Annotated in this window: 22 protein-coding genes; 19 read left to right on the top strand and 3 right to left on the bottom strand. The window is 58.8% G+C overall.

Annotation, left to right across the window (positions count from 1 at the left end; all coding sequences use genetic code 11):
• Nucleotides 1-73: 73 nt before the first annotated feature.
• From DXC99_RS02305 to DXC99_RS02380, 16 genes are all read left to right on the top strand, one after another.
• Nucleotides 74-862, top strand: coding sequence for a ribonuclease HII (locus DXC99_RS02305; RefSeq protein ID WP_117629168.1), 789 nt, complete (start codon nt 74-76; stop codon nt 860-862).
• Nucleotides 863-1,051: 189 nt separating this feature from the next.
• A complete protein-coding gene (locus tag DXC99_RS02310; protein ID WP_117629169.1) occupies nt 1,052-1,537 on the top strand; it encodes a YraN family protein in 486 nt (161 codons plus the stop codon).
• Entirely contained in the window at nt 1,537-3,060 is a 1,524-nt protein-coding gene (locus tag DXC99_RS02315; protein ID WP_117629170.1) for a YifB family Mg chelatase-like AAA ATPase, read from the top strand. Before DXC99_RS02310 ends, DXC99_RS02315 begins: the two co-directional genes overlap by 1 nt.
• Nucleotides 3,057-3,992 carry a DNA-processing protein DprA gene (locus tag DXC99_RS02320; protein ID WP_369831445.1) on the top strand — a complete coding sequence of 312 codons (936 nt, stop codon included), beginning with the start codon at nt 3,057-3,059 and terminating at the stop codon, nt 3,990-3,992. Before DXC99_RS02315 ends, DXC99_RS02320 begins: the two co-directional genes overlap by 4 nt.
• A 14-nt stretch (nt 3,993-4,006) precedes the next feature.
• The gene (gene trmFO, locus DXC99_RS02325; RefSeq protein WP_117629171.1) at nt 4,007-5,344 is read left to right on the top strand and encodes a methylenetetrahydrofolate--tRNA-(uracil(54)-C(5))-methyltransferase (FADH(2)-oxidizing) TrmFO; all 1,338 of its coding nucleotides are present in this window, start codon (nt 4,007-4,009) and stop codon (nt 5,342-5,344) included.
• Between the two features lie 8 nt (nt 5,345-5,352).
• Complete coding sequence (locus DXC99_RS02330) at nt 5,353-6,261, top strand: tyrosine recombinase (RefSeq protein ID WP_369831446.1); 909 nt, start codon at nt 5,353-5,355, stop codon at nt 6,259-6,261.
• A gap of 219 nt (nt 6,262-6,480) precedes the next feature.
• Entirely contained in the window at nt 6,481-7,209 is a 729-nt protein-coding gene (gene rpsB / locus DXC99_RS02335) for a 30S ribosomal protein S2 (RefSeq protein WP_006236109.1), read from the top strand.
• 45 nt (nt 7,210-7,254) lie between these two features.
• The gene (gene tsf, locus DXC99_RS02340) at nt 7,255-8,124 is read left to right on the top strand and encodes a translation elongation factor Ts (RefSeq protein WP_117629173.1); all 870 of its coding nucleotides are present in this window, start codon (nt 7,255-7,257) and stop codon (nt 8,122-8,124) included.
• A 117-nt stretch (nt 8,125-8,241) separates the two neighbouring features.
• A complete protein-coding gene (gene pyrH, locus DXC99_RS02345; protein ID WP_040359955.1) occupies nt 8,242-8,964 on the top strand; it encodes a UMP kinase in 723 nt (240 codons plus the stop codon).
• A gap of 2 nt (nt 8,965-8,966) precedes the next feature.
• Entirely contained in the window at nt 8,967-9,503 is a 537-nt protein-coding gene (gene frr / locus DXC99_RS02350) for a ribosome recycling factor (RefSeq protein WP_006236112.1), read from the top strand.
• A gap of 1 nt (nt 9,504) precedes the next feature.
• Nucleotides 9,505-10,299: an isoprenyl transferase gene (locus DXC99_RS02355; RefSeq protein WP_117629174.1), complete on the top strand. Its 795-nt coding sequence runs from the start codon at nt 9,505-9,507 to the stop codon at nt 10,297-10,299.
• A 2-nt stretch (nt 10,300-10,301) separates the two neighbouring features.
• On the top strand, nt 10,302-11,216 hold the full coding sequence (locus tag DXC99_RS02360) for a phosphatidate cytidylyltransferase (protein WP_233505650.1): 915 nt from the start codon (nt 10,302-10,304) through the stop codon (nt 11,214-11,216).
• Nucleotides 11,216-12,403, top strand: a complete 1,188-nt coding sequence (dxr, locus tag DXC99_RS02365) for a 1-deoxy-D-xylulose-5-phosphate reductoisomerase (RefSeq protein ID WP_117629175.1) — start codon at nt 11,216-11,218, stop codon at nt 12,401-12,403. Before DXC99_RS02360 ends, dxr begins: the two co-directional genes overlap by 1 nt.
• Nucleotides 12,404-12,428: 25 nt before the next feature.
• On the top strand, nt 12,429-13,790 hold the full coding sequence (locus DXC99_RS02370) for an RIP metalloprotease (protein ID WP_117629176.1): 1,362 nt from the start codon (nt 12,429-12,431) through the stop codon (nt 13,788-13,790).
• Nucleotides 13,791-13,803: 13 nt separating this feature from the next.
• Nucleotides 13,804-14,886, top strand: coding sequence for a flavodoxin-dependent (E)-4-hydroxy-3-methylbut-2-enyl-diphosphate synthase (gene ispG / locus DXC99_RS02375; protein ID WP_117564267.1), 1,083 nt, complete (start codon nt 13,804-13,806; stop codon nt 14,884-14,886).
• Nucleotides 14,887-16,608 (top strand): proline--tRNA ligase, encoded by a 1,722-nt coding sequence (locus tag DXC99_RS02380; protein ID WP_233505651.1) that lies wholly within the window; start codon nt 14,887-14,889, stop codon nt 16,606-16,608.
• A 179-nt stretch (nt 16,609-16,787) separates the two neighbouring features.
• Here the strand turns inward: DXC99_RS02380 and DXC99_RS02385 are convergent, their stop codons facing one another.
• Nucleotides 16,788-17,552, bottom strand: a complete 765-nt coding sequence (locus DXC99_RS02385; protein ID WP_006236119.1) for an aminoglycoside phosphotransferase family protein — start codon at nt 17,550-17,552, stop codon at nt 16,788-16,790.
• An 88-nt stretch (nt 17,553-17,640) separates the two neighbouring features.
• Nucleotides 17,641-20,289: a bifunctional acetaldehyde-CoA/alcohol dehydrogenase gene (gene adhE / locus DXC99_RS02390; RefSeq protein ID WP_055250041.1), complete on the bottom strand. Its 2,649-nt coding sequence runs from the start codon at nt 20,287-20,289 to the stop codon at nt 17,641-17,643.
• 710 nt (nt 20,290-20,999) lie between these two features.
• Here adhE and DXC99_RS02395 point away from each other — a divergent pair.
• Nucleotides 21,000-23,633, top strand: a complete 2,634-nt coding sequence (locus DXC99_RS02395; protein WP_147329325.1) for an InlB B-repeat-containing protein — start codon at nt 21,000-21,002, stop codon at nt 23,631-23,633.
• A gap of 303 nt (nt 23,634-23,936) precedes the next feature.
• Nucleotides 23,937-24,650: an IS3 family transposase gene (locus DXC99_RS02400; protein ID WP_199408851.1), complete on the top strand. Its 714-nt coding sequence runs from the start codon at nt 23,937-23,939 to the stop codon at nt 24,648-24,650.
• A 176-nt stretch (nt 24,651-24,826) separates the two neighbouring features.
• Here the strand turns inward: DXC99_RS02400 and rpmB are convergent, their stop codons facing one another.
• The gene (rpmB, locus tag DXC99_RS02405) at nt 24,827-25,015 is read right to left on the bottom strand and encodes a 50S ribosomal protein L28 (protein ID WP_022094725.1); all 189 of its coding nucleotides are present in this window, start codon (nt 25,013-25,015) and stop codon (nt 24,827-24,829) included.
• 451 nt (nt 25,016-25,466) lie between these two features.
• Between rpmB and pyrR the strand changes: the two genes are divergently transcribed.
• Nucleotides 25,467-26,051 carry a bifunctional pyr operon transcriptional regulator/uracil phosphoribosyltransferase PyrR gene (gene pyrR, locus DXC99_RS02410; protein ID WP_117583216.1) on the top strand — a complete coding sequence of 195 codons (585 nt, stop codon included), beginning with the start codon at nt 25,467-25,469 and terminating at the stop codon, nt 26,049-26,051.
• Nucleotides 26,052-26,055 lie beyond the last annotated feature (4 nt).

Raw genomic sequence — 26,055 nt, forward strand, 5'->3', positions numbered from 1 at the left:
ACTCGTTTGGACACAAGGGTCACCTTCGGGTGGCCCTTCTTTTTATCTGATTTGTATGCAAGGAGGGCCTGGTATGGCCAACATGACGAGCTCGGTTTCGGCATCGCAGGTTGCCGGTGAGTTGGCGAGCGCTACGTTTGAGGAGATTCCCGCCCTCGTGGAGCATTATCGCGAGGACCCGCGCCAGCAGGTGATCAAGGCTTGTGAACGCGCCCTCAAACGCCATGACAAAGAGCTTGCCGAGCGCGAGCGCGTCAATGACATGTACGAGCTTATGCATGAGCTTGGCGGCGATGGGGTGGTCGTTGGTGTCGACGAGGTAGGTCGCGGATCGGTGGCCGGCCCTTTGACGGTATGCGCCGTCTGTCTTCCTATGGAGCCGCGCGTCTGGGGTATCAACGATTCCAAAAAGCTCACGCCCGCGCGCCGCGAGTTGCTCTCGGTGAAGATTGCCGAGGTGGCGACGGCAATCGGTTTTTGCCATATCGCGCCGAAGGATATCGATGAAATGGGCATGGCCCGCGCCATTCGAGCCGCTGTCGCGGGCGCCGTGGCCGATACGGGGCTCGAGCCCGACTGCGTCCTCATGGATGGCAACCCCTTGGGCGCCGTTCCCAACGAGCGCGATGTGGTGAAGGGCGATGCCAAAATCGCCTGCATCGCCGCAGCGTCCATCATGGCCAAGGTCACGCGTGACGAGATGATGGTCGAGTACGACGCCGAGTATCCCGAGTACCATCTGGCCGAGTCGAAGGGCTATGCAAGCCCCGAGCATATCGAGGCCATTCGCAAACATGGACTTTGTCCACTGCACCGCGTGAGCTTTTGCGGAAACTTTCTGCAGACTGAGCGCCTTTTCTAGGTCAATTGTGGAGACAGGGACCTCAGGGGTTTTATAAACCTGCTGGTAGCGGGCCGTATGCAACACCATTGCTGCGTACGGCCCGTTTTTTGACGGCATTTGGTCAGCTTTTGGTTTGCTTCCGGTACTTACCCGCATGAAAGGTGCCCTCATCATCGGGGCAATACAGCGTGCGGGAAAGGAGACCCCATGAGTGCCGCAAGCAAAAAGAGCAAGACGCAGCAGCTCAAGGAGCGTTGGGAAAACGGCGAGCTCGACTGCGGGGTGATGACGCCCGAGTTTATCAAGGGACTCAGTCCCCGCGAGCTGGGCATGCTGGGCGAGCTGATCACCATCGACTACTTTAACGAGCGCGGCTACACCTTGCTGGAGCAGGGTTATCGTTGCACCGAGGGCGAGGCCGATCTGGTGCTGCTCGATGAGCTCGACGATGTCGTGGTGATGGCCGAGGTCAAGACCAGACGCGTTGCACTGGATTGCAGCACGCGGGTCTTTCCCGAGGAGGCAGTGGACGCCCAAAAGCAACGCCGCTACCGCCGCATCGCAAGTTGCTATCTCATGGAGCATTATCCGCTCAAGGCGATTCGCTTCGATGCCGTGGGTGTCACCATTCGTGGCGGGCATATCGCTGAGATCGAGCATCAGTACAACGCGTTCGATTGGCAGGTGTCGTGATGGCGTTCGAGACGTTTGCCGTTCACGCGGCTTGCATCCGTGGCGTCGAGGCGATTCACGTCACGGTCGAGGTCTCGCTTGCCGGTGGTGTTCCGGGCATCCAAATGCTCGGCATTCCGAGTATGGAGGTGATGGAGTCACGCGGTCGTATTCGCTGCGCGATGCGCTCCGCCGGGTTCGAGATCCCACGCTCGGGCATTACGGTCAATCTGGCGCCCGGCGATATTCGCAAGACCGGTAGCGGCTTTGATCTGCCCATCGCCATCGCGGTTCTGGCGGCCGATGGGCAGATTCCCCGTGACAACCTCGATCGCTGCCTTATCGCCGGCGAGCTCGGCTTGGACGGTACGGTGCTTCCCGTCAAGGGCGAGGTGGCGTTTCAGCTGCTGGCTCGCGACATGGGGCTGTCTTTTATCGCCGGCAGGTCAGACCAGCATGTGCCACTCGCGGGCGTTGATTGCGGCTTTATCGATCATCTGTCTCAGCTTGCTCGCGGCATGGGCGATGCCGTGCGTCATTATCTGGATTCCGAGGGTGTTGAGGCGACCTTTGAGCCCGAGCTCGACTATGCCGATGTGCTGGGGCAGGAAGTCGCCAAGCGCGGCATGGCGCTTGCGGCCGCCGGCGAGCTCGGTTTGCTTATGATCGGGTCCCCGGGATCGGGCAAGACGATGCTCGCCCGTCGTATGACCGGCATCCTGCCCGAGCTTTCCGTTGAGGACCAGCAGGAGGCGCTGTGCATCCATTCGGTCTTGGGTGAGAACATCGATGGCTTGTTGGCGGGGCACCGGCCCTTCCGCAGTCCCCACCACAGTATTTCGACCGCAGGCCTTATCGGCGGCGGGCGCCCGGTGCACCCGGGTGAGATCAGCCTTGCTCATGGCGGCGTGCTCTTTTTGGACGAGCTTGCCGAGTTTCCCACGGGTGTGTTGCAGACGCTGCGTCAGCCCATCGAGCGCGGCTATGTGAGGATCGTGCGCGTCGACGGGGCCTTTACCTTCCCGTCGCGCTTTCAGCTGCTGGCTGCGAGTAATCCCTGCCCCTGCGGCTTTTTGGGCGACCGTGAGGTGCCATGCCGCTGTTCGGCATCGATGGTCGAGCGCTATCGGTCTAAACTGCGCGGTCCTTTGGCCGACCGTATCGACATGATGATCGATGTGACCCGTCCCGACCCTCAGGTGATTATCGAGGGCGCGGAGGGTATGTCGTCAGCTGAGTTACGTGACTACGTTGTGCGCGGTCGCGCTTTTCGCGCTTGGCGCGAATCCCGTATGGACGATGCGGATGCCGAGGCCGAGGATGACGAGACACGGTCCATTGACGGCGTCGTTTCGACCTTTGAGCTCGATGATGCGGCGGAGAAGTGTGTGCTCGGCCTGTCGAAGCGCACGCATCTCACGGGCCGCGGCATCGTGCGCCTGGTTCGCATTGCGCGCACGATCGCAGATGTCGCCGAGAGCGAGCAAGTGACGCAGGACCACGTGCTCGAGGCGGCGATGTACCAGGGAAGGAGGGACCAATGATGGCCGAGGGGACCTTCGAGCTGCATCCAGGTGACACGTTGTATCCCGAGACCGTTTTGGAGCTTTCTGATGTGCCCCAGACACTCTATGTGCGCGGCAACCCCGAGGTGCTTTCGACGCCCGCGCTCTCCATCATCGGCGCGCGTAAGGCCTCGCCGTATGGTCTTGCCGTGGCAGAGCTTGCGGCAAAGGTGGCGGTCGAGGCGGGAGTGACGGTAGTTTCGGGTGGCGCGGTCGGTTGTGACCAGGCCTCGGGTTGGGCTGCGGTCAACGCCGGCGGCAAACACGTCGTGGTGCTGGGGACGGGCGCCGACGTGGTCTACCCGCGTTCGAGCGCGGGGCTTATTATGCGCACGCTCGATACGGGTGGCGCGGTCGTGTCGATCTCTCCGTGGGGCATGGGTCCGCGCAAGTTTGCCTTTCCGCGCCGCAATCGCGTGATCGCGGCCCTGTCGCAAGCCCTCTTTGTATCCGAGGCGGGTATGCCTTCCGGGACGTTTTCTACAGCCGAGGCTGCTATGGATTTGGGGCGAGAACTTCTTGCCGTGCCGGGGTCGATCCTATCGCCCGAGTCGCGTGGCACGAATTACCTCATTGTGAACGGTGCCTGCTGCATCATCGACGAGGAATCTATCGAGATAGCTATCTCACGCATCTACGGCACCCTGCGCTACTCGCGCCCCGATGCTCCCGGCATTGCCGACCTGGATCCAACGCAGCAGACCGTGATGCATGCGCTCATCGCCTCTCCGCTCAAAGTCGACGACATCGCGGCGCTCGTCTCGCTCGATGCCGTCGGCGTACTTAAACTCCTGGGTTCGCTTGAGCTCGAGGGCCTTATCGAGCGCATGATGGATGGAAGGTATGCGCCCTCCAAGTTTGCTCTTCACGCCCAGACACCCTTCGGTCACAATGGAAAACATGTCAATTAGAAAGGTGTTTGCAGATGCTGTTTGATCAGGTGACGGTTATCGGTGGCGGTCTGGCGGGTTCGGAGTGCGCGATTCAGCTGGCAGACCGTGGTTTTGCCGTAAAGCTGTGCGAGATGCGCCCCCAGGTGAGCTCCCCGGCTCACCATACCGATCACTTGGCAGAGCTCGTCTGCTCCAATTCGTTTAAGTCGACCCGTCCGGATTCCGCGGCTGGTTTGCTGAAGGCCGAGCTTGAGCGCATGGGTTCAGTCCTGCTCGATTGCGCCCATCGCGCGGCTGTTCCCGCCGGCGGTGCCCTGGCGGTCGACCGCGTCAAGTTTTCCGAGCTTGTCGAGGCCGAGGTTGCCGCCCGTCCCAATATCGAGGTCGTGCACGGCGAGGTCACGCAGATTCCCGAGGGCCACGTGGTCATTGCCGCGGGCCCGCTGTGTTCACCGGCGCTGAGCGAAGAGGTCATGAAGCTCGTCGGTGGCGACGCCCTTGCGTTCTTCGATGCCGCGGCGCCGATCGTCGATGCCTCCACGCTCGATATGGACGTGCTGTTTTCGCAGTCGCGCTACGAGGAGCAGGGGAGCGGCGACTATCTCAACGCTCCGCTCAACAAGGAGGAGTACGAGGCCTTTATCGAGGCGCTTACCACGGCCGACCGCGTGGTGCTCAAAGACTTTGAGGGCGGCGATCTGTTTCAGGCCTGCCAGCCTGCCGAGGAAGTTGCGCGCACCGGCAAGGACGCCATTCGCTTTGGCGCCATGAAGCCCGTCGGCCTCACCGACCCGCGTACCGGACGTCGCCCTTGGGCGGCGATTCAGCTGCGTGCCGAGAACAAGGAGAAGACCGCCTATAACCTGGTGGGCTTCCAGACCAACCTGACCTTTGGCGAGCAGAAGCGCGTCTTCCATATGGTGCCGGGCCTGGAGAACGCTGAGTTCTTCCGCTACGGTGTCATGCACCGCAATACCTTTGTCGACGCCCCGCACGTGCTCGATGGCACCTTTGCCGTGCCTGGTACCGGCGTGCGCCTGGCCGGTCAGATCACCGGCACCGAGGGGTACATGGAAGCCGTGGCGACCGGTCTGCTCGCGGCGCTCAACACCTATGCCGAGGCTATCGGCGCCGCGGGCGTCGAGTTGCCCCGCGTGGGCGCCCTGGGCGCGCTCGTGGGCTATGCGACCGATCCTGCCACCGTGGGCTACCAGCCCATGCATGTCAACTTTGGCCTGGTGCCGCCACTCGAGGATGGTAAGCGCCACAGCAAGCGCGACCGCTACCAGGCCTATGCGGACCGTGCGCTCGAGGCCCTTGATGCCTATCTGGCTACTCGCCCCGATCTGTTTGGAGGCGACCGGTCATAGCCTTTGACCTGTACGACACCGTCGACTCGTTTATCGCCTATATCGCACGTGTCGAGGGGCTTTCTCCCAATACGGTGACGGCCTATGGCTCGAGGCTGGAGCGCTTTGCTGCCTGGTGCGAGCGCGAGGATATCGATGCTTTCGCTGCCGACGTGCGCACCATTCGTCGCTATCTTGCCGAGCTTTCGCGTGAGCAGGTGGCTCCCCGAACGCTTGCGGCGCATCTGTCGGCTATCCGATCGCTCTATCGATGGATGGCTGCCGAGGGGGTCGTGGAGGGCGATGTGGTCTCGGCAATTTCCTCGCCCAAGCTCCCGCGCGATCTACCCGGTGTGCTGACGACCCAACAGGTGGAGGCGCTGCTCAAGACGCCTGATACCTCAACACCCGCGGGACTGCGCGATGCGGCGATGCTCGAGCTGCTCTATGCCTCGGGCGCCCGTATCTCTGAGCTCGCAGCACTCAATGTGGAGTCCATTGCGTGGTCCGAACGCACGCTGCGCCTGTGGGGCAAGGGGAGCAAAGAACGTATCGTCCCTCTGTATCGTCGCGCGCTCGAGGCGACGCGTCTCTATATTGAGGAGGGAAGGCCGGAGTTGCTCGCTCAGGCAAAGCGTCGTGACCCCGCTACCGGGCCGCATCCGCTGCTTATATCGGCGCGCGGTAATTGCATGAGTGCCGCCATGCTCAGGCGGCGGTTCCATACGCTGGCGACGCTCGCCGGCATTCCGGCCGACATCGCCCCGCATGCGATGCGCCATACCTTTGCGACCGACTTGCTCGAGGGCGGCGCGGACCTGCGCTCGGTTCAAGAGCTGCTAGGTCATGCGAGCCTGTCCACGACGCAGATCTACACGCATCTCACACCCGATCGGCTTAAGCGGGCTGTGGCTCAAGCCCATCCCCGCGGCGAATAGTGGCTGGGACGTCCCGCGCCGCACTCAGGTGTGTGGTTTTGATTGCGGGTTGGCAGGAAGAAGCATTCCTGCTATCATTCATCGGGTTGCTTCACGGCAACAGGTTTTTATCACGCACGCGCGGCTACTTCATACCGTGGTGCCCGGGCTTTGGTAGCACATGTCCGGGTTGGTTTTGGAGGATGACCCCGCGCGGAGGCAAACCACAGGAGGTTTAACATGGCTACCAAGATTAATATCCGCACCCTGCTCGAGGCCGGCTGCCACTTCGGTCACCAGACCCGTCGCTGGAACCCCAAGATGAAGCCGTTCATCTTCGGTGAGCGCAACGGCATCTACATCCTCGACCTCAAGCAGACCATCCTCGACGCCGATCAGGCCTACACCTTCGTCAAGAACGTCGCCAAGGGTGGCAACGTGCTGTTCGTCGGCACCAAGAAGCAGGCTCAGGAGGCCGTCAAGAACGCTGCTGAGCGCGCCAACATGCCTTACATCAACCAGCGTTGGCTCGGCGGTATGCTGACCAACTTCGTCACCATCCGCTCCCGCATCAACCGCATGGAGGAGCTCGAGGCCATGGTCGAGGACGGCCGCATGGCAGTGCTCCCCAAGAAGGAGCAGGCTGTGCTCGGCAAGGAGCTCACCAAGCTCCAGACCAACCTCGGTGGCGCCCGCGACATGAAGGGTCTGCCCCAGGCTCTCTTCGTCATCGACACTAAGCGCGAGGAGAACGCCATCAAGGAGGCTCAGCGCCTGAACATCCCCGTCGTCGCTCTGATCGACACCAACTCCGATCCCGACGAGGTCGAGTACGGCATCCCCTGCAACGATGACGCTATCTCCGCTGTCACCCTTATGTGCGAGCTCATGGCTGACGCCTGCCTCGCTGGCTCCGGTAAGGAGCAGGTCTCCGAGGCCGAGATGGCCGCTGAGCCCAAGGCCGAGTAAATCAGTCTTAGTTAATTCTTTTTCATCTCTTTGAAAGGAACCACAATGGCCCAGATTACCGCCGCTATGGTCAAGCAGCTCCGCGAGATGACCGACTCCCCGATGATGGAGTGCAAGAAGGCTCTCGTCGAGGCTGACGGCGACATGGACGCCGCTGTCGACGTTCTGCGTAAGAACGGCCTCGCCAAGGCTGCCAAGAAGGCTGGCCGCGAGACCAACGAGGGCGCTGTAGCCGCGTTCGTCTCCGAGGATGGCAAGACCGGCGCTCTGCTCGAGCTCTCCTGCGAGACCGACTTCGTTGGCTCCAACGCCAAGTTCACCGGCTTTGCTTCCAAGGTCGCCGAGGTTGTCGCCACCACCGAGCCGGCCGATGTCGATGCTCTGCTCGAGAAGCCGATGGGCGAGGAGACCGTTTCCTCCGAGCTCACCGAGATGATTCACATCATGGGCGAGAACATGAAGATCTCCCGCTTCGCTGCCCGCAAGGCCGAAAGCGGCGCGCTCGCTTCTTACATCCACATGGGTGGTAAGATCGGCGTCCTCGTCGAGTTCGCCTTCGAGAAGGCCGAGACCGCTCAGGCTGAGTCCTTCAAGACCTTCGCTCACGACGTTGCCCTTCAGGTTGCCGCCGTCGCACCGATCTGCGCCACCCGCGATCAGGTTCCGGCCGAGACCGTCGAGCACGAGAAGCAGATCTACATGGCCCAGGCTGCCGAGTCCGGCAAGCCCGAGGCTATCCAGGAGAAGATGGCTGTTGGTCGTCTGGAGAAGTTCTACAAGCAGTCCGTGCTCACCGAGCAGGAGTTCATCAAGGACAGCTCCCTCACCATCAAGAAGTACGCTGAGCAGGTCTCCAAGGAGCTCGGCGACACCATTACCGTCGTTGCCTTTGACCGTCTGGTCCGTGGCGAGTAAATAAGCTCTTGTAGCTGGTAATGAGCAGGCTGTGGGTTTTACTCACAGCCTGCTTTTTCATGGCTCTTATCAGAGCCTTTGATATCATATTGAGAGTCTAATTAAAGGAGGATCGCTTTGTCCGACATCCGATATAAACGCGTGCTTCTTAAGCTTTCCGGCGAAGCACTGATGGGCGACGGCCAATATGGCATTGACCCCAAGGTTACCGACCATCTTGCTAAGCAGGTCAAGGAGCTGCTCGCCGTTGGCCATGAGGTCGGCGTCGTTGTCGGCGGCGGCAATATTTTCCGCGGCATGGCAGGCGCTGCCGGTGGCATGGAGCGTGCTCAGGCCGACTACATGGGCATGCTGGCAACCGTTATGAACGCGCTCGCCCTGCAGGATGCCTTCGAGCATAACGATGTTCCCTGCCGCGTGATGAGCGCTATCCAGATGAACGAGATCTGCGAGCCCTATATTCGCCGTCGCGCTATCAACCACCTTTCCAAGGGCAACGTTGTTATTTTTGCCGCCGGTTCGGGTAATCCGTACTTTACGACCGACACCGCCGCGGCTCTTCGTGCGTGCGAGATCGGCGCCGAGATTCTGATTAAAGCCACCAAGGTTGACGGCATCTACGACAAGGATCCCGTCAAGTGCGCCGATGCCGTCCGTTTTGACAAGATTACTTATCACGAGGTTCTCGTTCGCGGCCTGCAGGTTATGGATTCCACAGCTACGGCCCTGTGCCAGGATAACCGTATGCCTATTTTGGTCCTCAACATCGATGGCGAGGACACCGTCAAACGCGCGCTCGCGGGTGAACCCGTCGGCACGCTCGTCTATCAGGAGGATTAAGCATGGCAGAGAACATCACCGCCCATATGGACAAGTCGCTCGAGTCCCTCAAGCATAACTTCTCCAAGGTCCGTACCGGTCGCGCCAACGCCAACATTCTGTCCGACATCACCGTCGATTATTACGGTGTCCCCACGCCGGTCACGCAGGTTGCCGCCGTTAAGACCCCCGAGGCTCACATGCTGCTCATCGAGCCGTGGGACAAGGCCCTCATCAACGCTATCGTCAAGGCCATCGGCGCTTCCGATCTGGGCATTACCCCCAACTCCGATGGCACCGTCGTTCGTCTTCCGTTCCCGGCTCCCACTGAGGAGCGCCGTCGCGAGCTCGTCAAGGAGTGCCGCGAGTACGCCGAGCAGGCCAAGGTGTCTATCCGTAACATCCGTCGCGACTTCAACAACAAGCTCGAGCGCGATGAGGAGCTCACCGAGGACGATGTCCGTCGCGAGCAGGCCAAGGTCCAGAAGCATACCGATGAGTATGTCGCCAAGGTCGAGGAGCTTCTGAAGGAAAAAGAAGCCGAGGTCATGGAGATCTAAGGTGCAATACGACGAGCATAAACTGGTCGAGTACTTTGCCGACGCCCCTGCGGGCGTCGGTTTTTCCGACCTTGACCTCAATAACATTCCGCACCATATCTCGTGCATCATGGACGGCAACGGTCGTTGGGCCACGTCGCGCGGTCTTGCACGCACCGAGGGTCATAAGGCAGGTATCGTCTCGCTGCGCGAGATCATTACCGCCTGCGTGCGTCTGGGCGTCGACGTGCTTTCTGCCTATGCGTTTTCTACCGAAAACTGGAACCGTCCGCAGCATGAGGTCAACGTCTTGATGCACCTGTTTGCCAAGACGTTCATCGACGAGCTGCCGCTTCTGAAGCGCGAAAACGTGCGTGTTGTCTTTTTGGGTGATATTTCAGCGCTGCCCAAGAAGACTCGCGACGTTTTTGAACGCGGTCTAGCCGAGTGCGCCGATCACACCGGTATGACGCTGGCGCTTGCCGTCAACTACGGCGCGCGTGCCGAGATCACTCGTGCTGTCCGTCAGATCGCAGTCGACGCTGCCGCCGGTAAGATCGATCCTGCCGCAATTGATGACGACATGGTGGCATCCCACCTCTATACCGCCGGTCTTCCCGATCCTGAGCTTGTGATTCGCACCTCTGGTGAGCTGCGCCTTTCGAACTATCTGCTGTGGCAGGTGGCTTATTCCGAGTTCTACGTCACCGATACCTATTGGCCCGACTTTGATCGCTGGGGCCTTGTCGACGCCATTTTGGCCTATCAGGGCCGTGACCGTAGGTTTGGTGGACTGAGCAAGACCGAGGAGGCTTAATCGTGTCCGATCGTCCCAAGGCATCTGCTCCCAAGACGCCAGTTTCCGCGGCGCCTGCGCGCAAAGCTGCCGCTGCGGGAGCGCCTGCAGCAAAGAACGGCACCGGTTCGTGGCTGGCTGGCTTTATCACCCGCGCCGCCGCCGGTATCGTCTACGCCGTTGTCTTTATCCTGTGCCTGGTTTTGGGTATCGTCCCCACGGCCATCTTTGTTTCTGTCATGAGCGGTCTGTGCTGCTATGAGTTTTTCCGTATGACGAGGCTCGATGGCAAGATGGCTAACGAGCGCATGGGTATCGCTGCCGCCGTACTCTTTCCGCTTTCGGCGTTGGGCGATTCGATGTTGCTGAATGCCCTGCTTTTTGCCCTGATGCTCGCTGTGGGCATTTGGTATGTCTGGTCGCCGCGTACCCGTATCTCTGATGTGGCCGTGACGCTCATGGGTCCCATCTACACTGGCTTTATGCTGTCGGCTATCGTGTTGCTGCGCGATGCCGTGCCCGGTTTTGCCGGCGCCCTGCTTTCGGTGGGCGTTTGCGCGTCCCTTTGGGTCTCCGATTCGTTTGCCTACATCGTGGGCAGTCGTATCGGCAAGCACAAGATGGTTCCCAAGATCTCACCCAAAAAGAGCTGGGAGGGGTTTGTCGGCGGCATCCTTGGCTCGGTTTTGATTTGGCTCATCCTGTGGGCGACGCACTTCTACAAGCTCAGCCTGCCCTATGCGCTGCTGTGCGGCGTGGTCGTGTCCATTTTGGGCGTTATCGGCGACCTTATCGAGTCGCGCATCAAGCGCGGTGTGGGCGTTAAGGATTCCGGTAACCTTATCCCGGGCCACGGCGGCATGCTCGATCGTAGCGATTCGCTTATCTTCGGCTGCATTACCGCGCAGCTGCTTTTTATGATCGGAGGCGTGCTGTAATGTCATTCCAGACGACGTATGGCCCCGATGGACGCCTCCGTGTTGCCATCCTGGGTTGTACGGGCTCTATCGGCACCCAGGCACTCGATGTGTGCCGTCAGCATGCCGATCGACTACAGGTGACGGCGCTGTCCGTTAATTCCAGCACCTCGGATCTCGTTGCCGCTGCCCGCGAGTTCTCGGTTCCGGCGGTTGCCGTGGCCGATGTCGCTCATGGCGATGACGCCGTGCTGCAGGAGTTGCCCGAGGGAACGAAGCTCGGCGTTGGCGCGCAGGCGGTTTGCGAGCTCGCGCGTCGCGACGATGTCGACTGCGTGCTCGTCGCTATTGTGGGCGCCGCCGGTCTCGAGGCGAGCCATGCGGCCTTGACCTCGAATAAGCGTCTTGCCCTTGCCAACAAGGAGTCCCTCGTCGTCGGTGGCGACTTGCTTATGCCGTTGGCGCAACCGGGCCAGCTTATTCCGGTCGACTCTGAGCACTCCGCCATCTACCAGTGCTATCTGGGGGAGAACCCACGCGAGGCTCATTGTATTTGGCTCACCTGCTCGGGCGGTCCGTTCTTTGGCCGCACGCGCGACGAGCTCGATCGCGTGACGCGTGTCGACGCCCTCGCACATCCCACGTGGGCCATGGGTGCCAAGATCACCATCGACTCCGCCACCCTTATGAACAAGGGCCTGGAGCGCATCGAGGCCATGCACCTGTTTAACTGCGATCTCGATTTCATCAACGTGGTCGTGCAGCGTCAGTCCAAGATTCACTCTATGGTCGAGTTCGCCGACGGCTCCGTGATGGCGCATCTCGGTGCTTCCGACATGCGTATTCCCATTCAGTTCGCGTTCTCGTATCCCGAGCGTTGGGATACCCCGGCGCCTCGTATCGATTTTCGCGAGTTGGGGCAGCTCACGTTTGATGCTGCCGACATGGATACCTTCCGCTGTCTGGCACTGGCCGAGCGTGCCGGCAAGACGGGTGGCACCATGCCGTGCGTGCTCAATGCCGCCAACGAGGTCGCCGTCGATGCCTTCCTGCACGATGGCTGCAGCTTTACCGATATCGATTGCATTGTGGAATCCTGCATGGACGCCCACGATATGCAGGTGGTCGATTCGTTTGAGCAGCTTCGCGACATCGATGCGTGGGCGCGTGAAAAGGCTGCGCAGGTGCTCGCCGCAACCCGTTCCTAACCCATAAGGATTGCTTTTTCGTTTTATGGATACTGTTCTGAGCGTTCTCTCATCGGTCTTTTGGGGCCTGCTGATGCTTTCCGTCCTCGTGTTTTTGCACGAGGGTGGCCACTTTTTGGCGGCGCGTGCCTGCGGCGTCCGTGTGACCGAGTTCTTTTTGGGTCTGCCGTGCCGCTTTGACATCCATTACACGTCGCGTCGCATTGGAACCAAGTTTGGCGTGACCCCGCTGCTGCTGGGTGGCTACGCTGCCATCTGCGGTATGGATCCGACCGATGTTTCGTGCGCCGACCGCGTGCTCGCGGCTATCTATCGTCATGGTCGCGTGACCGTGGCCGACCTTGCTGTCGAGCTCGAGCTTTCCGAGGAGGATGTGCTCGAGGCATGCGCCCTTTTGCTGGGCTGGGGCTCCATCGCGCCCTGGTATGAGGAAGGGGAGAAGCCCTCGCCGAGCTACTATCCCACCAAATATCAGACGTTGCCGCGAGACAAGGCAGGCTATACCACCTTTGATGGTCGCCGTTTCGATCGCGAACATGCGACTGCCGAGGGCGATGTGTGGGAGCTGCCGTGCGGCGAGGCCGAGTTCCTTGCGCAAGAGCGCTCGCACACCTATCTTGGCCAAGGCTTTCTCAAGCGCGCCTTTATGCTGCTCGCGGGCATTATCGTCAATATCTTGACGGGTTTTTTGCTCCTTATGAGCATCTATTCCATTGCGGGTGTCACCGTGCCGATGGATACCAACGTGATCGGTCAGGTTGACGAGGGGTCTATTGCCGCCAAGGCGGGTATCGAGGGCGGTGACGCGATCCTTTCGGTTGACGGTGCCTCATGTTCCACTTGGATGGATGTCTACGATGCCATCGGCAAGGCTGCCGGTAAGGACGATATCGCCATCGAGTACGAGCGTGACGGCAAGCAGCATTCGACCACGGTTGCGCTCAAAGAGGACGAGCGCCTGGGTGTGTATGCCTCTACGCAGGTGGTCCGTTTAGACCCCATCACGTCGGCTCGCCTGTCGTTCTCCTATGTCGTGCAGACAGCGGATGGCGTGCTGCGCCTGCTCCAGCCGCAGCATACGATGGAGATTCTCGATCAGTCTTCTTCGATCGTGGGTATTAGCGTTATGTCCTCACAGGCCGCTGCTGCCGGCCCTGCCACGTTCCTTTCCTTTGCCGCCCTCATTTCGTTCTCGCTTGGCTTTATGAACCTGCTGCCCATCCCACCACTCGATGGGGGCAAGCTGCTTATTGAGATCATTCAAAAGATTGCGGGCCGCGAGCTGCCGCTCAAAGTGCAGACAATCGTCAGCTATGTCGGCATCGCGCTCTTTGCACTGCTGTTTGTCTATATGCTTCGTTCCGACATCCTTCGTTTTATTCTGTAGGGGAGTGTTTGGATTGTCTTTATCCCATCCTTTGCCTCGCGAGTTGACGCGCCCCGTGCATGTGGGCGGCGTGCAGATCGGTGGTGGCGCTCCGGTCGTGGTTCAGTCTATGACCTGCACCGATACTGCTGATGCCCAGGCAACGCTTGCGCAAGTGTGCGCGTTGGCGCAGGCTGGCTGCGATATCGTGCGCGTGAGCGTGCCTACCGAGGCTGCGCTCGAGGGCTTTCGCACGATTTGTGCCGAGTCTCCGGTGCCAATCGTCGCCGATATCCATTTTAACCATAAGCTTGCCATTGGCGCTGTCGAGGCTGGTGCCTCTAAGCTGCGCATCAACCCCGGCAATATCGGCGATTGGGCCAAGGTTGACGCTGTCATCGATGCCGCGGGTGCCGCGGGCTGCGCGATTCGCATTGGCGTGAACGCGGGCTCGCTTGAGCAAGATATTGCCGAGCGCGACGACCTCACGCAGCCCGAAAAGCTCGTGATGTCGAGCGAACGCTTTGTGCGGCACTTTGAGGACCGTGGGTTTACCAACATCGTGCTATCCGCCAAGGCCCATAGCGTACAGACGACGCTTGATACCTATCGCGCCCTGTCGCGCGAGATACCGCATGTTCCGCTCCACCTGGGCGTGACGGAGGCGGGGACCAAGCTTCAGGGCACCATCAAGAGCTCTGTAGGCTTGGGTATCTTGCTTTCCGAAGGCATCGGCGACACCATGCGTGTGTCGCTCACGGCCGATCCGGTTGAGGAGCCGCCGGTCGCCTGGGGAATTCTACAGTCGCTGGGCCTGCGTCGCCGTGGTCCCGAGATTGTCTCGTGCCCCACGTGCGCCCGCTGCCAGGTTAACCTTATTCCCATCGCCGAGGAGGTCACCGAGCGGCTTAAGAACTATTCCGCGCCGCTTTCGATCGCCGTGATGGGATGTGCGGTCAACGGCCCCGGAGAGGCATCTGACGCCGACCTGGGTGTTGCCTGCGGACGTGGTCAGGGCCTGCTCTTTTCGCATGGCCAGATCATTGGTAAAGTAGCTGAGGATCAAATTGTCGACGCGCTGATGGCCGAGGTCGACAAGCTTATTGAGGAGAAATAAATGACCCGAGCAATGTATATGTCTAAGCTCTATGCGCCGACGCTTAAAGAGGATCCGGCGGACGCCGAGCTCGCCAGTCACCGCCTGCTGCTCCGTGCCGGCATGATCCGCAAGGAGGCCGCCGGCCTGTATTCCTACCTGCCGCTTGCTTGGCGCTCGATTCGCAAGATCGAGAACATCGTGCGCGACGAGATGGACGCTGCGGGCGCTCAGGAGCTCATGATGCCCATTATGGTCGACGCCGAGCTGTGGCGTGAGTCCGGCCGTATCGATGCCTATGGCAAGGAGCTTGTGCGCTTTGACGACCGTCATGGTCGCGAGTTCGTGCTGGGCCCCACCCACGAGGAGACCGTCACGGCCCTGGTGCGCAATGAGCTGCGTTCCTACAAGCAGCTGCCTGTCAATCTGTACCACATTCAGGACAAGTTCCGCGATGAGTTCCGTCCCCGCTTTGGCCTGATGCGCGGCCGCGAGTTCATCATGAAGGACGCCTACAGCTTCTCTGCCACGCAGGAGAGCCTGCAGGAGGAGTATGACAAGATGAAGCAGGCCTACGCCAACATCTGCGAGCGCTGCTACATCAAGGCTCTGCCCGTTGTCGCCGACTCCGGCGAGATCGGCGGCGACACCTCCGTCGAGTACATGGCTCTGGCTGACGCCGGCGAGGCCTCGCTCGTCTACTGCGACGATTGCGGCTTTGCTGCCGATGACGAGGCGGCAAGCACCAAGGTCGTTGTGACCGAGGGCCCCGGCGACGGCACGCTCACCAAGGTCGAGACTCCGGGTATGGGTACCATTGAGGCCGTCGCCAAGTTCTTTGGCTTCCCCGAGAACGGTACGCGCAAGTCTCTGGCACTCATCGACGCCGAGGGCAAGCCCGTCGTGGCCATTGTCCCGGGTGACCACGAGCTCAACGATTGCAAGGCCGAGCATGTCTTTGGCAAGGGCTATCGCATGATGACTGATGAGGAGCTTCAGACCTACGGTCTGCACAAGGGCTTTATCGGACCGGTTTACTTGCCCGACGGCATCCGTCTGGTGTGCGACGAGAGCCTGCGCGAGTCCAAGCAGTGGGCCTGCGGTGCCAACGAGGTCGACTATCACTTTACCGGTGCCTGTCCCGAGCGCGACTTTACCGTCGATGAGTGGGCAGATCTGGTCACCGTCGTTGCCGGCGATCCCTGCCCGCACTGCGGCAAGCCGCTCTCTGCTGCCCGCGGCATCGAGGTCTCTCAGGTGTTCCAGCTGGGCACCAAGTACTCCGAGGCCATGGGTGCCACCTTTATGGACGAGGACGGCAAGGAGAAGCCGCTCATCATGGGTTGCTACGGCGTTGGTGTGTCCCGCTCGCTTGCTGCCGTCGTGGAGCAGCACAACGACGAACACGGCATCGTCTGGCCGGTCTCCGTTGCCCCGTACGAGGTCGCGGTGATTCCGCTTGATCCCAAGAAGGAGGAGTGCGCTACCGTCTGCGATCAGATTGTTGACGGTCTGTGCGCCGAGGGTATCGAGGTCATCGTCGACGATCGCGACGAGCGTCCCGGCTTTAAGTTTGCCGATAACGACCTCATGGGCTTCCCGTATCAGGTCGTTCTGGGTAAGCGCGGCCTTAAGAATGGCACTGTGGAGCTCAAGGACCGTGCTACGGGCGAGCGTGAGGACGTGGCGATCGACGAGGTCGTCGCCAAGGTTGCCGAGCTTGTTAAGGCGGCCCGCCGTTAATCGACGATTTCGCTTGTAGTTCGATATACGGGACGGCCCCGCATTTCTCCAGATCGGGGAGATGTGGGGCCGTCCTTTTATCTTGTGGCATCCTCGATATCTAAAAGGAAAACCCCACAGCCCATTCGAGCTGTGGGGTTTCCCTTTGTGCCTCCGATGCGAAATAAATCGCTCAGATATTACTGATAATCGACGACGTCGATCCAGTTCTTCAGGAACTCATCGTTCACGTTGCGCTTACGAGCGAGCTCGGAAGCGGCGACGATGCTCGTCCACTGACGCACGACCTGCATGGGCATGTCGGCGCGGTCGCAGTAGAGCTCCAGGTAGGCCTCAGCCTGATCCTTGCTGTTGAGGGCGAAGAGCAGGTAGGTGGTGGCAACGTCGGCAGCAGGGGAGCCCTGGGTGGCGTGTGCCCAGTCGCACACATAGAGCTGGCCGTCGTCGCCGACGATGACGTTGGAGGGGTTGAAGTCGCCGTGGCAGACCTTGAACTCCTTGGTCATTCCGTCCAGACGCTCCTGAAGGTTGTAGCGCGTGGTGGCATTGAGCTGATCAAGGCTGTCGATCATGCGGGCGAACTTGTCGCGCTGACGGTTGAGCAGCGGGGAGGTGTAGCCGTGGATCTCGATCTGGAGGTCGACGAACATCTCGAGATACTCACCAAAGCGCTGGGGCTCGGCAGTCATCTTCTCGGCAAGGGTGGTGCCCGGAACCTTCTCGGTCACGAGCGCCCAGCCGTTGGCGTTCTCGAGCTGGGAAACCTCGAGAGCCTTGGGGCTGCGGATGCCGCACTCATTGATGCGGGCAAGATTCAAAGCCTCGTTGAACACGTCGGAGACAGGCTTGGTCTCGTTAAAGACCTTGACGATCTTGTCGCCCAGGTCGTAAACGACCTTGTTGCCACGGCGGACGAGCTCGGTCTTGGAATCGGGTAGCAGCATGGTTGCATCCTTTCAACGATGCGATAGAAGCGACGGCGGGGGTGTGTGAAACACCCGTGCACCCCCGCCGTTAAAAACCGTGCTAAAACTAGCAGACGGCGTAGTCCTGAGGCTCGCGGCCGTAGTAGGCGTCCAGGTAGAGCTCCTTGATCTCGCTCATGAGCGGGTAGCGCGGGTTTGCGCCGGTGCACTGGTCGTTGAATGCCTGCTCGGTCATCTCGTCGAGGGTGTCGAGGAAGTACTGCTCGTCAACACCGTAGTCGGCGATGGTCTTCTTGACACCGATGAAGTCCTTGAGTTCCTCGAGCTTCGTGATGAAGTTCTCGAAGACCTCCTTGTCGTCCTTGCCCTCGATGCCGCAGTACTTGGCCATCTCGGCGTAGTTGTGCAGCGCGTTGGGGTAAGGATACTGGGAGAAGGTACCCATCTTGACGGGAGCCTCGGCGGCGTTGTAGCGCATAACGCGGGTCAGGATGACGGCGTTGGCGAGGCCGTGGGGCAGGTGATGGAAGGCGCCGAGCTTGTGAGCCATGGAGTGGTTGAGGCCCAGGAAGGCGTTGGCGAAGGCCATACCGGCCATGCAAGAGGCGTTGTGCATCTCCTCGCGGGCATGCGGGTCCTTGGCGCCGTTCGTGAAGCTGGAGGGCAGGTTCTCGAAGACGAGCTTAGCAGCGCGCTCGGAGAGGCCCTTGGTGTAGTCGGAAGCCATGATGGAGACGTAGGACTCGATGGCGTGGGTCATGACGTCGATGCCGGAGGCAGCGGTCAGGCCGCGCGGGGCGGTCATGCAGTTGTCGGCGTCGACGATAGCCATGTTGGGGAGCAGCGCGTAGTCGGCGAGCGGCCACTTGATGCCGGTCTCCTTGTCGGTGATGATGGCGAACGGCGTGCACTCGGAGCCGGTACCCGAAGAGGTCGGGACGGCGACGAAGTAGGCCTTCTTGCCCATCTCGGGGAAAGTGAAGATACGCTTGCGGATGTCCATGAAGTCCATGGCCATGTCCTCAAACTTGCACTCGGGGTGCTCGTACATCATCCACATGATCTTGCCGGCGTCCATAGCGGAGCCACCGCCGACGGCGATGATGACGTCCGGCTCAAAGAGAGCCATCTGCTTGGCGCCGCGACGTGCGCACTGCAGCGACGGATCGGGCTCGACGTCGTAGAAGCAGTCGTGGGCGATGCCCATCTCGTCGAGCTTGGCCTCGATGGCGCGGGTGTTACCATTCTTGAAGAGGAACTGGTCGGTGACGATGAAGGCGCGCTTCTTGCCCATGACGGTACCGAGCTCGTCGAGGGCGACGGGCGTGGAACCCTTCTTGAAGTAGACCTTCTCGGGAGCGCGGAACCACAGCATGTTCTCACGGCGCTCGGCCACAGTCTTAACGTTGATCAAGTGCTTCACCCCAACGTTCTCGGAGACGGAGTTGCCGCCCCAGGAGCCGCAGCCCAGGGTCAGAGACGGCTTCATGCCAAAGTTGTACAGGTCACCGATGCCGCCGTGCGAGGACGGGGTGTTGATGACGATACGGCAGGCCTTCATGACGTGCTCGAACAGACTGATCTTCTCGGCCTGGGCGGGGTGCACGTACAGAGAGGCGGTGTGGCCCGGGCCACCGGCGAGCACCAGGTGCTCGGCCTTGTCGACGGCCTCCTGGAAGTCCTTGGCGTGATACATGGCCAGGACCGGGGAGAGCTTCTCGTGGGAGAACTCTTCCTTGGCGGGGTCGGTGGAGGTGACCTCGGCGATCAGGATCTTGGTCTTGGCGGGAACCTCGATGCCGGCGAGCTCGGCGATCTTGGCGGCAGCCATGCCGGGAATGCGGTGATCGAGGGCGCCGTTCTTGAACATGGCGGCACGCAGGGCCTCCATCTCGGCACCCTGCTTGACGAAGTAGCAGCCGCGCTTCTGGAACTCGGCCTTAACCTGGTCATAGATGGTGTCGATGACGGTCACGGACTGCTCGGAAGCGCAGATCATGCCGTTGTCGAAGGTCTTGGAGTGGATGATGGAGTTGACGGCGAGCAGCACGTCGGCGGTGTCGTCGATGACGACCGGGGTGTTACCGGCGCCAACGCCCAAGGCGGGCTTGCCCGAGGAGTAGGCGGCCTTGACCATGCCCGGGCCACCGGTGGCGAGGATGATGTCGACGTCGCGCATGACCATGTTGGTCAGCTCGATGGAGGGGACATCGACCCAGCCGATGATGCCCTCGGGGGCACCGGCCTTGACGGCGGCGTCAAGCACGAGCTTAGCGGCGGCGATGGTGCACTTGGCGGCAGCCGGGTGCGGGGAGATGATGATGGCGTTGCGGGTCTTCAGGCTGATCAGCGTCTTGAAGATCGCAGTGGAGGTGGGGTTGGTCGTCGGGATGACGGCGCCCACGATGCCGATGGGCTCGGCGATCTTGGTGATGCCGTAGGCCTCGTCGCGCTCCAGGACACCACAGGTCTTGGTGTTCTTGTAAGCGTTGTAGATGTACTCTGCGGCGTAGTGGTTCTTGATGACCTTGTCCTCAAGAACGCCGCGGCCGGTCTCCTCGATGGCCATCTTCGCCAACGGGATACGAGCCTTGTTGGCGGCCATGGCGGCCTCATAGAAGATCTTGTCGACCTGCTCCTGCGTGTACGTAGCAAAAAGCGCCTGGGCCTCTCGCATCTGAGCGAGCTTAGCCTCAAGCGCCTCTACGTTGTCCACAATTGCGGGAGTAGTGTTTTCCGGTGACTTTTTCACCATTTGTGTCTCCTTGCGATCGGAGATTTACCCTACGTCTTGCATGATAGCAATAAATAATTCGGTGAGTGGTAAGATTCCTGTAAAAGGCACACTAAAACGCTTCAATAAACAGAAGCGTTTTAACTATTTAACTAAAAGCCGAACGTCTTCTCCGGGCGAATTCCTAGTTTCCCCATGGCTATGGTGTGGAGTTTGTTCATTGTTTGTTCATTAGGTCTTAGGAAATTAATGCACATCGATCAATTCTGGCTGGTCGTGACACTAATTTTTGGTCGTTTCTATTTCATGGCAATAAACGCGTTCTCTTGTCAGACAAAACACTGGTATTAAACTAAAACCAATGTGCCAGACAGTACATTCAGTAAGAGTGAAATATATGCCTTTGCCTCTGGGTATTTTGTCGCCCTTTACCGGTTCATGTCAGTTGAGTAGAAAGGGCGGTTTGTGAGATTGCCACGCTGCAGGCGAGCTCTCGTTTGGCTCGTCTCTTTTTTGTTCGTGTTTAATACGATTCCTACGAGCGTATTTGCTGACGTAATAGTGAATAATGACCCTCAGCAAAACACGACTTCGGAGAATCTGTCTAATGAATCTGCTGATAGTGATTCTGGGTCAAGGGGGGGGCGGTCGAGGCTTCGTCTAACGACAATACGGTTTCAAGTGATGATCAAAAACCTGAATCTGATGTCTCGGATAAGCAGTCAAACGATGTGAATGTGAATGAAACATCTGATGAATCGAATTCTGATGCAGCAGAATCTGGTGTTTATCAAGTTAATGATCAATCAACATTTGAGGATGCGCTGAATAAAATCGCCTCCGATAATTTATCGGAGATCAGACTTGTCCTAAAAGGCGGCTCGTCTTTTGTGGTGCCGACCCAAGATTACGTTTCGACTTTCGGCGTTGCTAACAAGAAGATTACCGTGACGAGTGACGGTGATAATCGCGCAACCTTGCACTTCTCCAACCGTGCCATGCTTTCCGGATCTTGTACTTTTGACAACGTCGAAGTGGTTGGTTCAGGAAAATTCTATTGCAATGGTTTCGATACCGTTTTCACTCGTAACTGCGAGCTCAACCTCTCTGAAACACTTTATGGCGGTGGCTATAGGTCGACTGTCGATCACACACATGTGGTGATAGCCGCGTCTGGATATATCAATCCTGGTAGTGGCGCTGGCCTTCATGACGTCATCGGTGGTTCATATCAAGGGTCCGTCGAGCATGACACCTATCTTGAGATCAGCGGTAACCTTCGCATGGCTAGCGGTAATCACGTTAATCCCGGTTGCATGCGCGGCGATGGGTCGAGCGGCGATGGAAACGGCTTTCCTGCTGTTTATGTAGGTGGTAACGCCACGCTTGTTTACGACAATGCCAACTCCGAAGTTTCTCCTGCTATCGAAGGCACTTACGGTTGCGAGATGCGCGGCAACGTGACGCTTGATGTTCGCTCGGGTCGGGTAAATGAAATTTGCGGTCATTTTGGTGACCCTGCGCCTATTAAAGGCAACATTCATATTATTGCGGGCAGCAGTACTTATGAAAACACCGACAAAATGCTTCGTCTTAATAGCAATTGGCCAATAATTGGCGCAGGACAAATGCTCCCAGATGGAGTTTATGAGGTCGATGGCGATGTCGTTATCGATGCTTACGAGAATGTTTGGGGCTGGGATAAAGGTGGATCGATACCCAATGATGTCCCTTTTATTGAAGGTTCGAAGAAAGCGAACGTTGGCGGATCTATTACCGTTAATGTCCACGGCTCCCATGTTGGCTCTATTTATGGAGCAGAGTGGAGTGCTGTAAACGGTGATATCGCCGTGAACGCTTCTGGTGTTGAGCTGAGGGATGAAGCGGGCGATTCTCATGGGTATGTTTTCTGCGAGAACGACCTGACCAATTCGTCGGATGAGGGATCGAGCGTAAAGGCTAGAGGAAAGCTATCTATCAGTCTGAATAGCGGCAGTGTTGGCTACGTTTCGTTGACTTCGAACAAGAATGTATCGATTTCTGACGGTTCCTTCATTAATATTGCTGGACGACCGGAAATAGCTACGGGCGTTACGGGTGTGTACTATGGGCTTCCCAAGGGGTCTTCCTCTCCCACAATCAATATTGCAGGGACTGTGGCTGAGATTCCTTATATTAAGTACGCATCTGCATTGAATGTTACTGATAACTCCGAAATTACGGCCGGTACGATTTCTTCTGTAAATAAGATCGCTATTACTGGTCAATCGAATACAAATGTAACGACCAAATTTGGTTGCAACAATGCTTCTAGCTATGAATTAATTGAAGACAATGGCCTTCGGGTAGATGAGGGCAGCGTTTTGACGACAGCTGGCTCTCAAGCCTACGTATATGGTTATGTCGATATCAATGGTACTTGGGAGCAACAATACAATACTGCGAAAAACTATAACGATATTTTCGTTAAGGGAACCACCTCTATTGGCAGTAAGGGCATTCTCATCGATCACTGTTCAAGTAATTTGAAAGGTGCCGTTATTAATAAGGGCACACTTGCCTTAATGGCACCCGCATTATTCCAAGGAAATTACCGTGGCGATGACGCTGAAATTAGACTGCCAGCTGTCACTAATAACTATGATGGCACGGATGATGGCGGCGACATTCCCCTTATTGTAAAAGGGGAATCGTCAGGGAAGACTACTGTTAATACGGTGGATCCGAACAATTGGCAGAATTTGAAACTGCCGTCACTCGGAGATAACTACGTACTCTCCAAAGCTAGTGGTGATGCACCTAAGCAAAGCACTTTTATTCTTGGCAACGAGGATGCGGTTGGTGAGGGCTATTACCTTAAGCGCTTCAGGGATGCCGACGGTACTGATGATTTTCACATGTGGCAGGTCGCAGCAAAGTTATCGCTGACTTTTGATGATAATGGCGCATACGATCCTGCTTATCCTCAAAAGTTTTTGCAAGATAAGACTGCAGATAAGGACAGTTACACCTTCGCGCTGCCCAAGACCGCCCCGACCCGCAAGGGCTGGGCGTTCGACGGCTGGAACACCGAGAGGGACGGCTCGGGCGATCAGTTCACCGACAAGACCGAGGTCTCCAGGTCCACGACCGTCTACGCCCAGTGGAAGTGGGTGCCCCGCGACGTCACCGTGACCTTCGACGAGAACGGCGGCGAGACCAAGGCCGACCCCGCCTCCCAGACCAAGACCACCGAGCCGGGTGCCCTGGCTTCGACAGGGGAGAGACTGCTGCCGGTTCTTCCGCTGGCAGTTGCCGGATCTGCTTTGACTTCTTTAGGTTTGCTGCTCGAATACAACCGCAAGAAGAGGCGGAACGATAAATAAGTAATGGCCTGCCATGGCTTTGAATGAACTGCCTCCCATTTCTTGGACATGAGAAATGGGAGGCTTTCTTTATGCGCGTTGATTTGAGAGTGAAGCATGATATCGAGGCCAGGAAGGCGGCCATAGGGCTCTTCGAGCTCGGGCACGGGTATAAATCTGCCGCGATCGCCCTTTCGCTTCCCGCGGAAGCCGTGAGAAGATGGCAGGAGATATACCGCGCATTCGGGAGCGAGGTGCTGCTGCGCATGGACGGAAAGCAGGGCAGGTACACATACGAGCAGAAGGCCGCCGGCGGTCGCCGAGATCTTCTCGCGCACTGCCAACGGCTGCGGGCACCGGCAGATAGCGATGTGCCTCAGGGCGGAAGAGGGGGCCGTGATAGCCGACAAGACCGTGCTCGAGATGATGCGCGAGATGTGGATTCGCTGCGGTATCAGACGCGAGACGGCCTACCACAGGTACAACTCGTACAGGGGCGTCGTCGGCAGGACGTTCGAGAACGTGATCGCGAGGGATTTCGACGCCGGGGCCCCGTGGCGGAAGCTGGGAACGGACGTCACCGAGTTCAAGGTGGCGGGCGGCAAGGCCTACTGGGCCCCGACGCTGGACTTCTGCACCAAGGAGATTGTGGCGAGCGACATATCGACCACGCCCGACATGGCCCAGCAGGTCAGGATGCTCGACGAGCTGCTGTCCAAGATCCCCGAGGGCGCCGCCCCGACCATGCACTCGGACCGGGGCTGGCAGTACCAGCACGCCTCGTACACATCCAGGCTCGAGGCCGCAGGCATCGTCCAGAGCATGTCCAGGAAGGCGAACTGCATCGACAACGCCGCCACCGAGCAGCTCTTCGGCCACGTCAAGGACGAGTTCTACCGGGGCCGCGAGTGGGAGACGTTCGAGGATTTCAAACGCGACCTGGAGGAATACATAGTCCACTGGAACACGAGCCGGAGGCAGGTAAGATTGAAGGGCCTGACCCCGGAGGAGTTCCGGAATCAGGCCCTCGCGGCCTAGTCGCTATTTAGGGCGTCCAAGATTTGGGACGCATTTCATTTTTCGCTCTGGTTTTGCATTCCTGGATAGATAGAAAAAGAAACCGCCTCCTCAAAAGAAAGCGGTTTCTTATAGTTCTATGTGAACGCGAGGTCTTTGACCCGGAGAGTCCGAGGTACTTGTTGGTAAGACCTTATTTAGGAGCGCGCAACCTTGCCGGACTTGAGGCAGGTGGAGCAAACGTTCATCTTGCGACGGTGACCATCGACGACGACGTAGACGCGCTGGATGTTGGGGCGGAACTTACGGTTGGTGACGCGGTGAGAGTGGCTGATGGAGCGACCGGCAACGGGGTGCTTACCGCAAACTTCGCAAACTTTGGACATAACTGACCCTCCTTGGGCGACAAACGAACATGTCGCGTTAACAAACAAGCCTGAACTATAGCACAGAAGTCGCTCCCTGTGCGCAATCTACACAGAGATATTCCTCTTTTGGCGATAGTGCTCACGCTACGGCCCTGGACGTAGATCCGATTTGCGTGCAGCAGAGGGGATTATGCCAGCTCGTGCGTGCGTTTTCAAGCTCGTCCCACAAATATATATAGGTTTATGGAGCGCCTGCGCCCGTTTACGGATTGCTCTGTATTTATGCTCGCAATTAAGCTCGAGGTTGGCTACACTATCCCTTGACCATTAAAGGGGTACGAGATACCCACATGGAATTACATTGCTGCCAAAGAGCAGCCCTTCCTGTGGGTGTCTGGTCCGCTTTGAGCGGTCGGGCATCTATTTTTTTGACTGTGTCAGCAGTCAAGACATGTGAGGAAGGAGATCGATGGGCACGACTTCCCCCAAGGCGGTCATCATGGACGAGACCGCCGTCAACCGAGCGATGACCCGCATCGCGCACGAGATCCTCGAGCGCAACGAGGGCTGTGAAGACCTCGCTCTGGTCGGTATCGTCACGCGCGGCGACCTTCTGGCAAAGAAGCTCGCCGAGGAGATCAAGGAGATCGAGGGCGTCGACGTTCCGCTCGGCAGCCTCGACATCAGCTTCTACCGCGATGACTATGCGACCAATTTCGCTCCCGCGATCCACGCTACCAACATTCCCTTCAGCGTCGACGGCAAGCGCGTCGTGCTGGTGGACGACATCCTGTACACGGGTCGCACCATCCGCGCCGCTCTGGACGCCGTTATGGACCTGGGCCGTCCGAGCCGAGTCGAGCTGGCAGTTCTCGTTGACCGCGGTCACCGCGAGCTCCCTATCTCGCCGGACTTTGTCGGCAAGAACGTTCCCTCGTCGCACGAGGAGAACGTGCACCTATATATGAAGGAAGTCGACGGCCGTACCGCTGTCGAGATCAACGACGTCGCGCCGGGTTCCCACGTGGGCTCCGCGCCGCTGGGAGGTGAGTAGTACC

This window comes from Collinsella sp. TF10-11AT, from assembly GCF_003437565.1.
GTDB lineage: Bacteria > Actinomycetota > Coriobacteriia > Coriobacteriales > Coriobacteriaceae > Collinsella.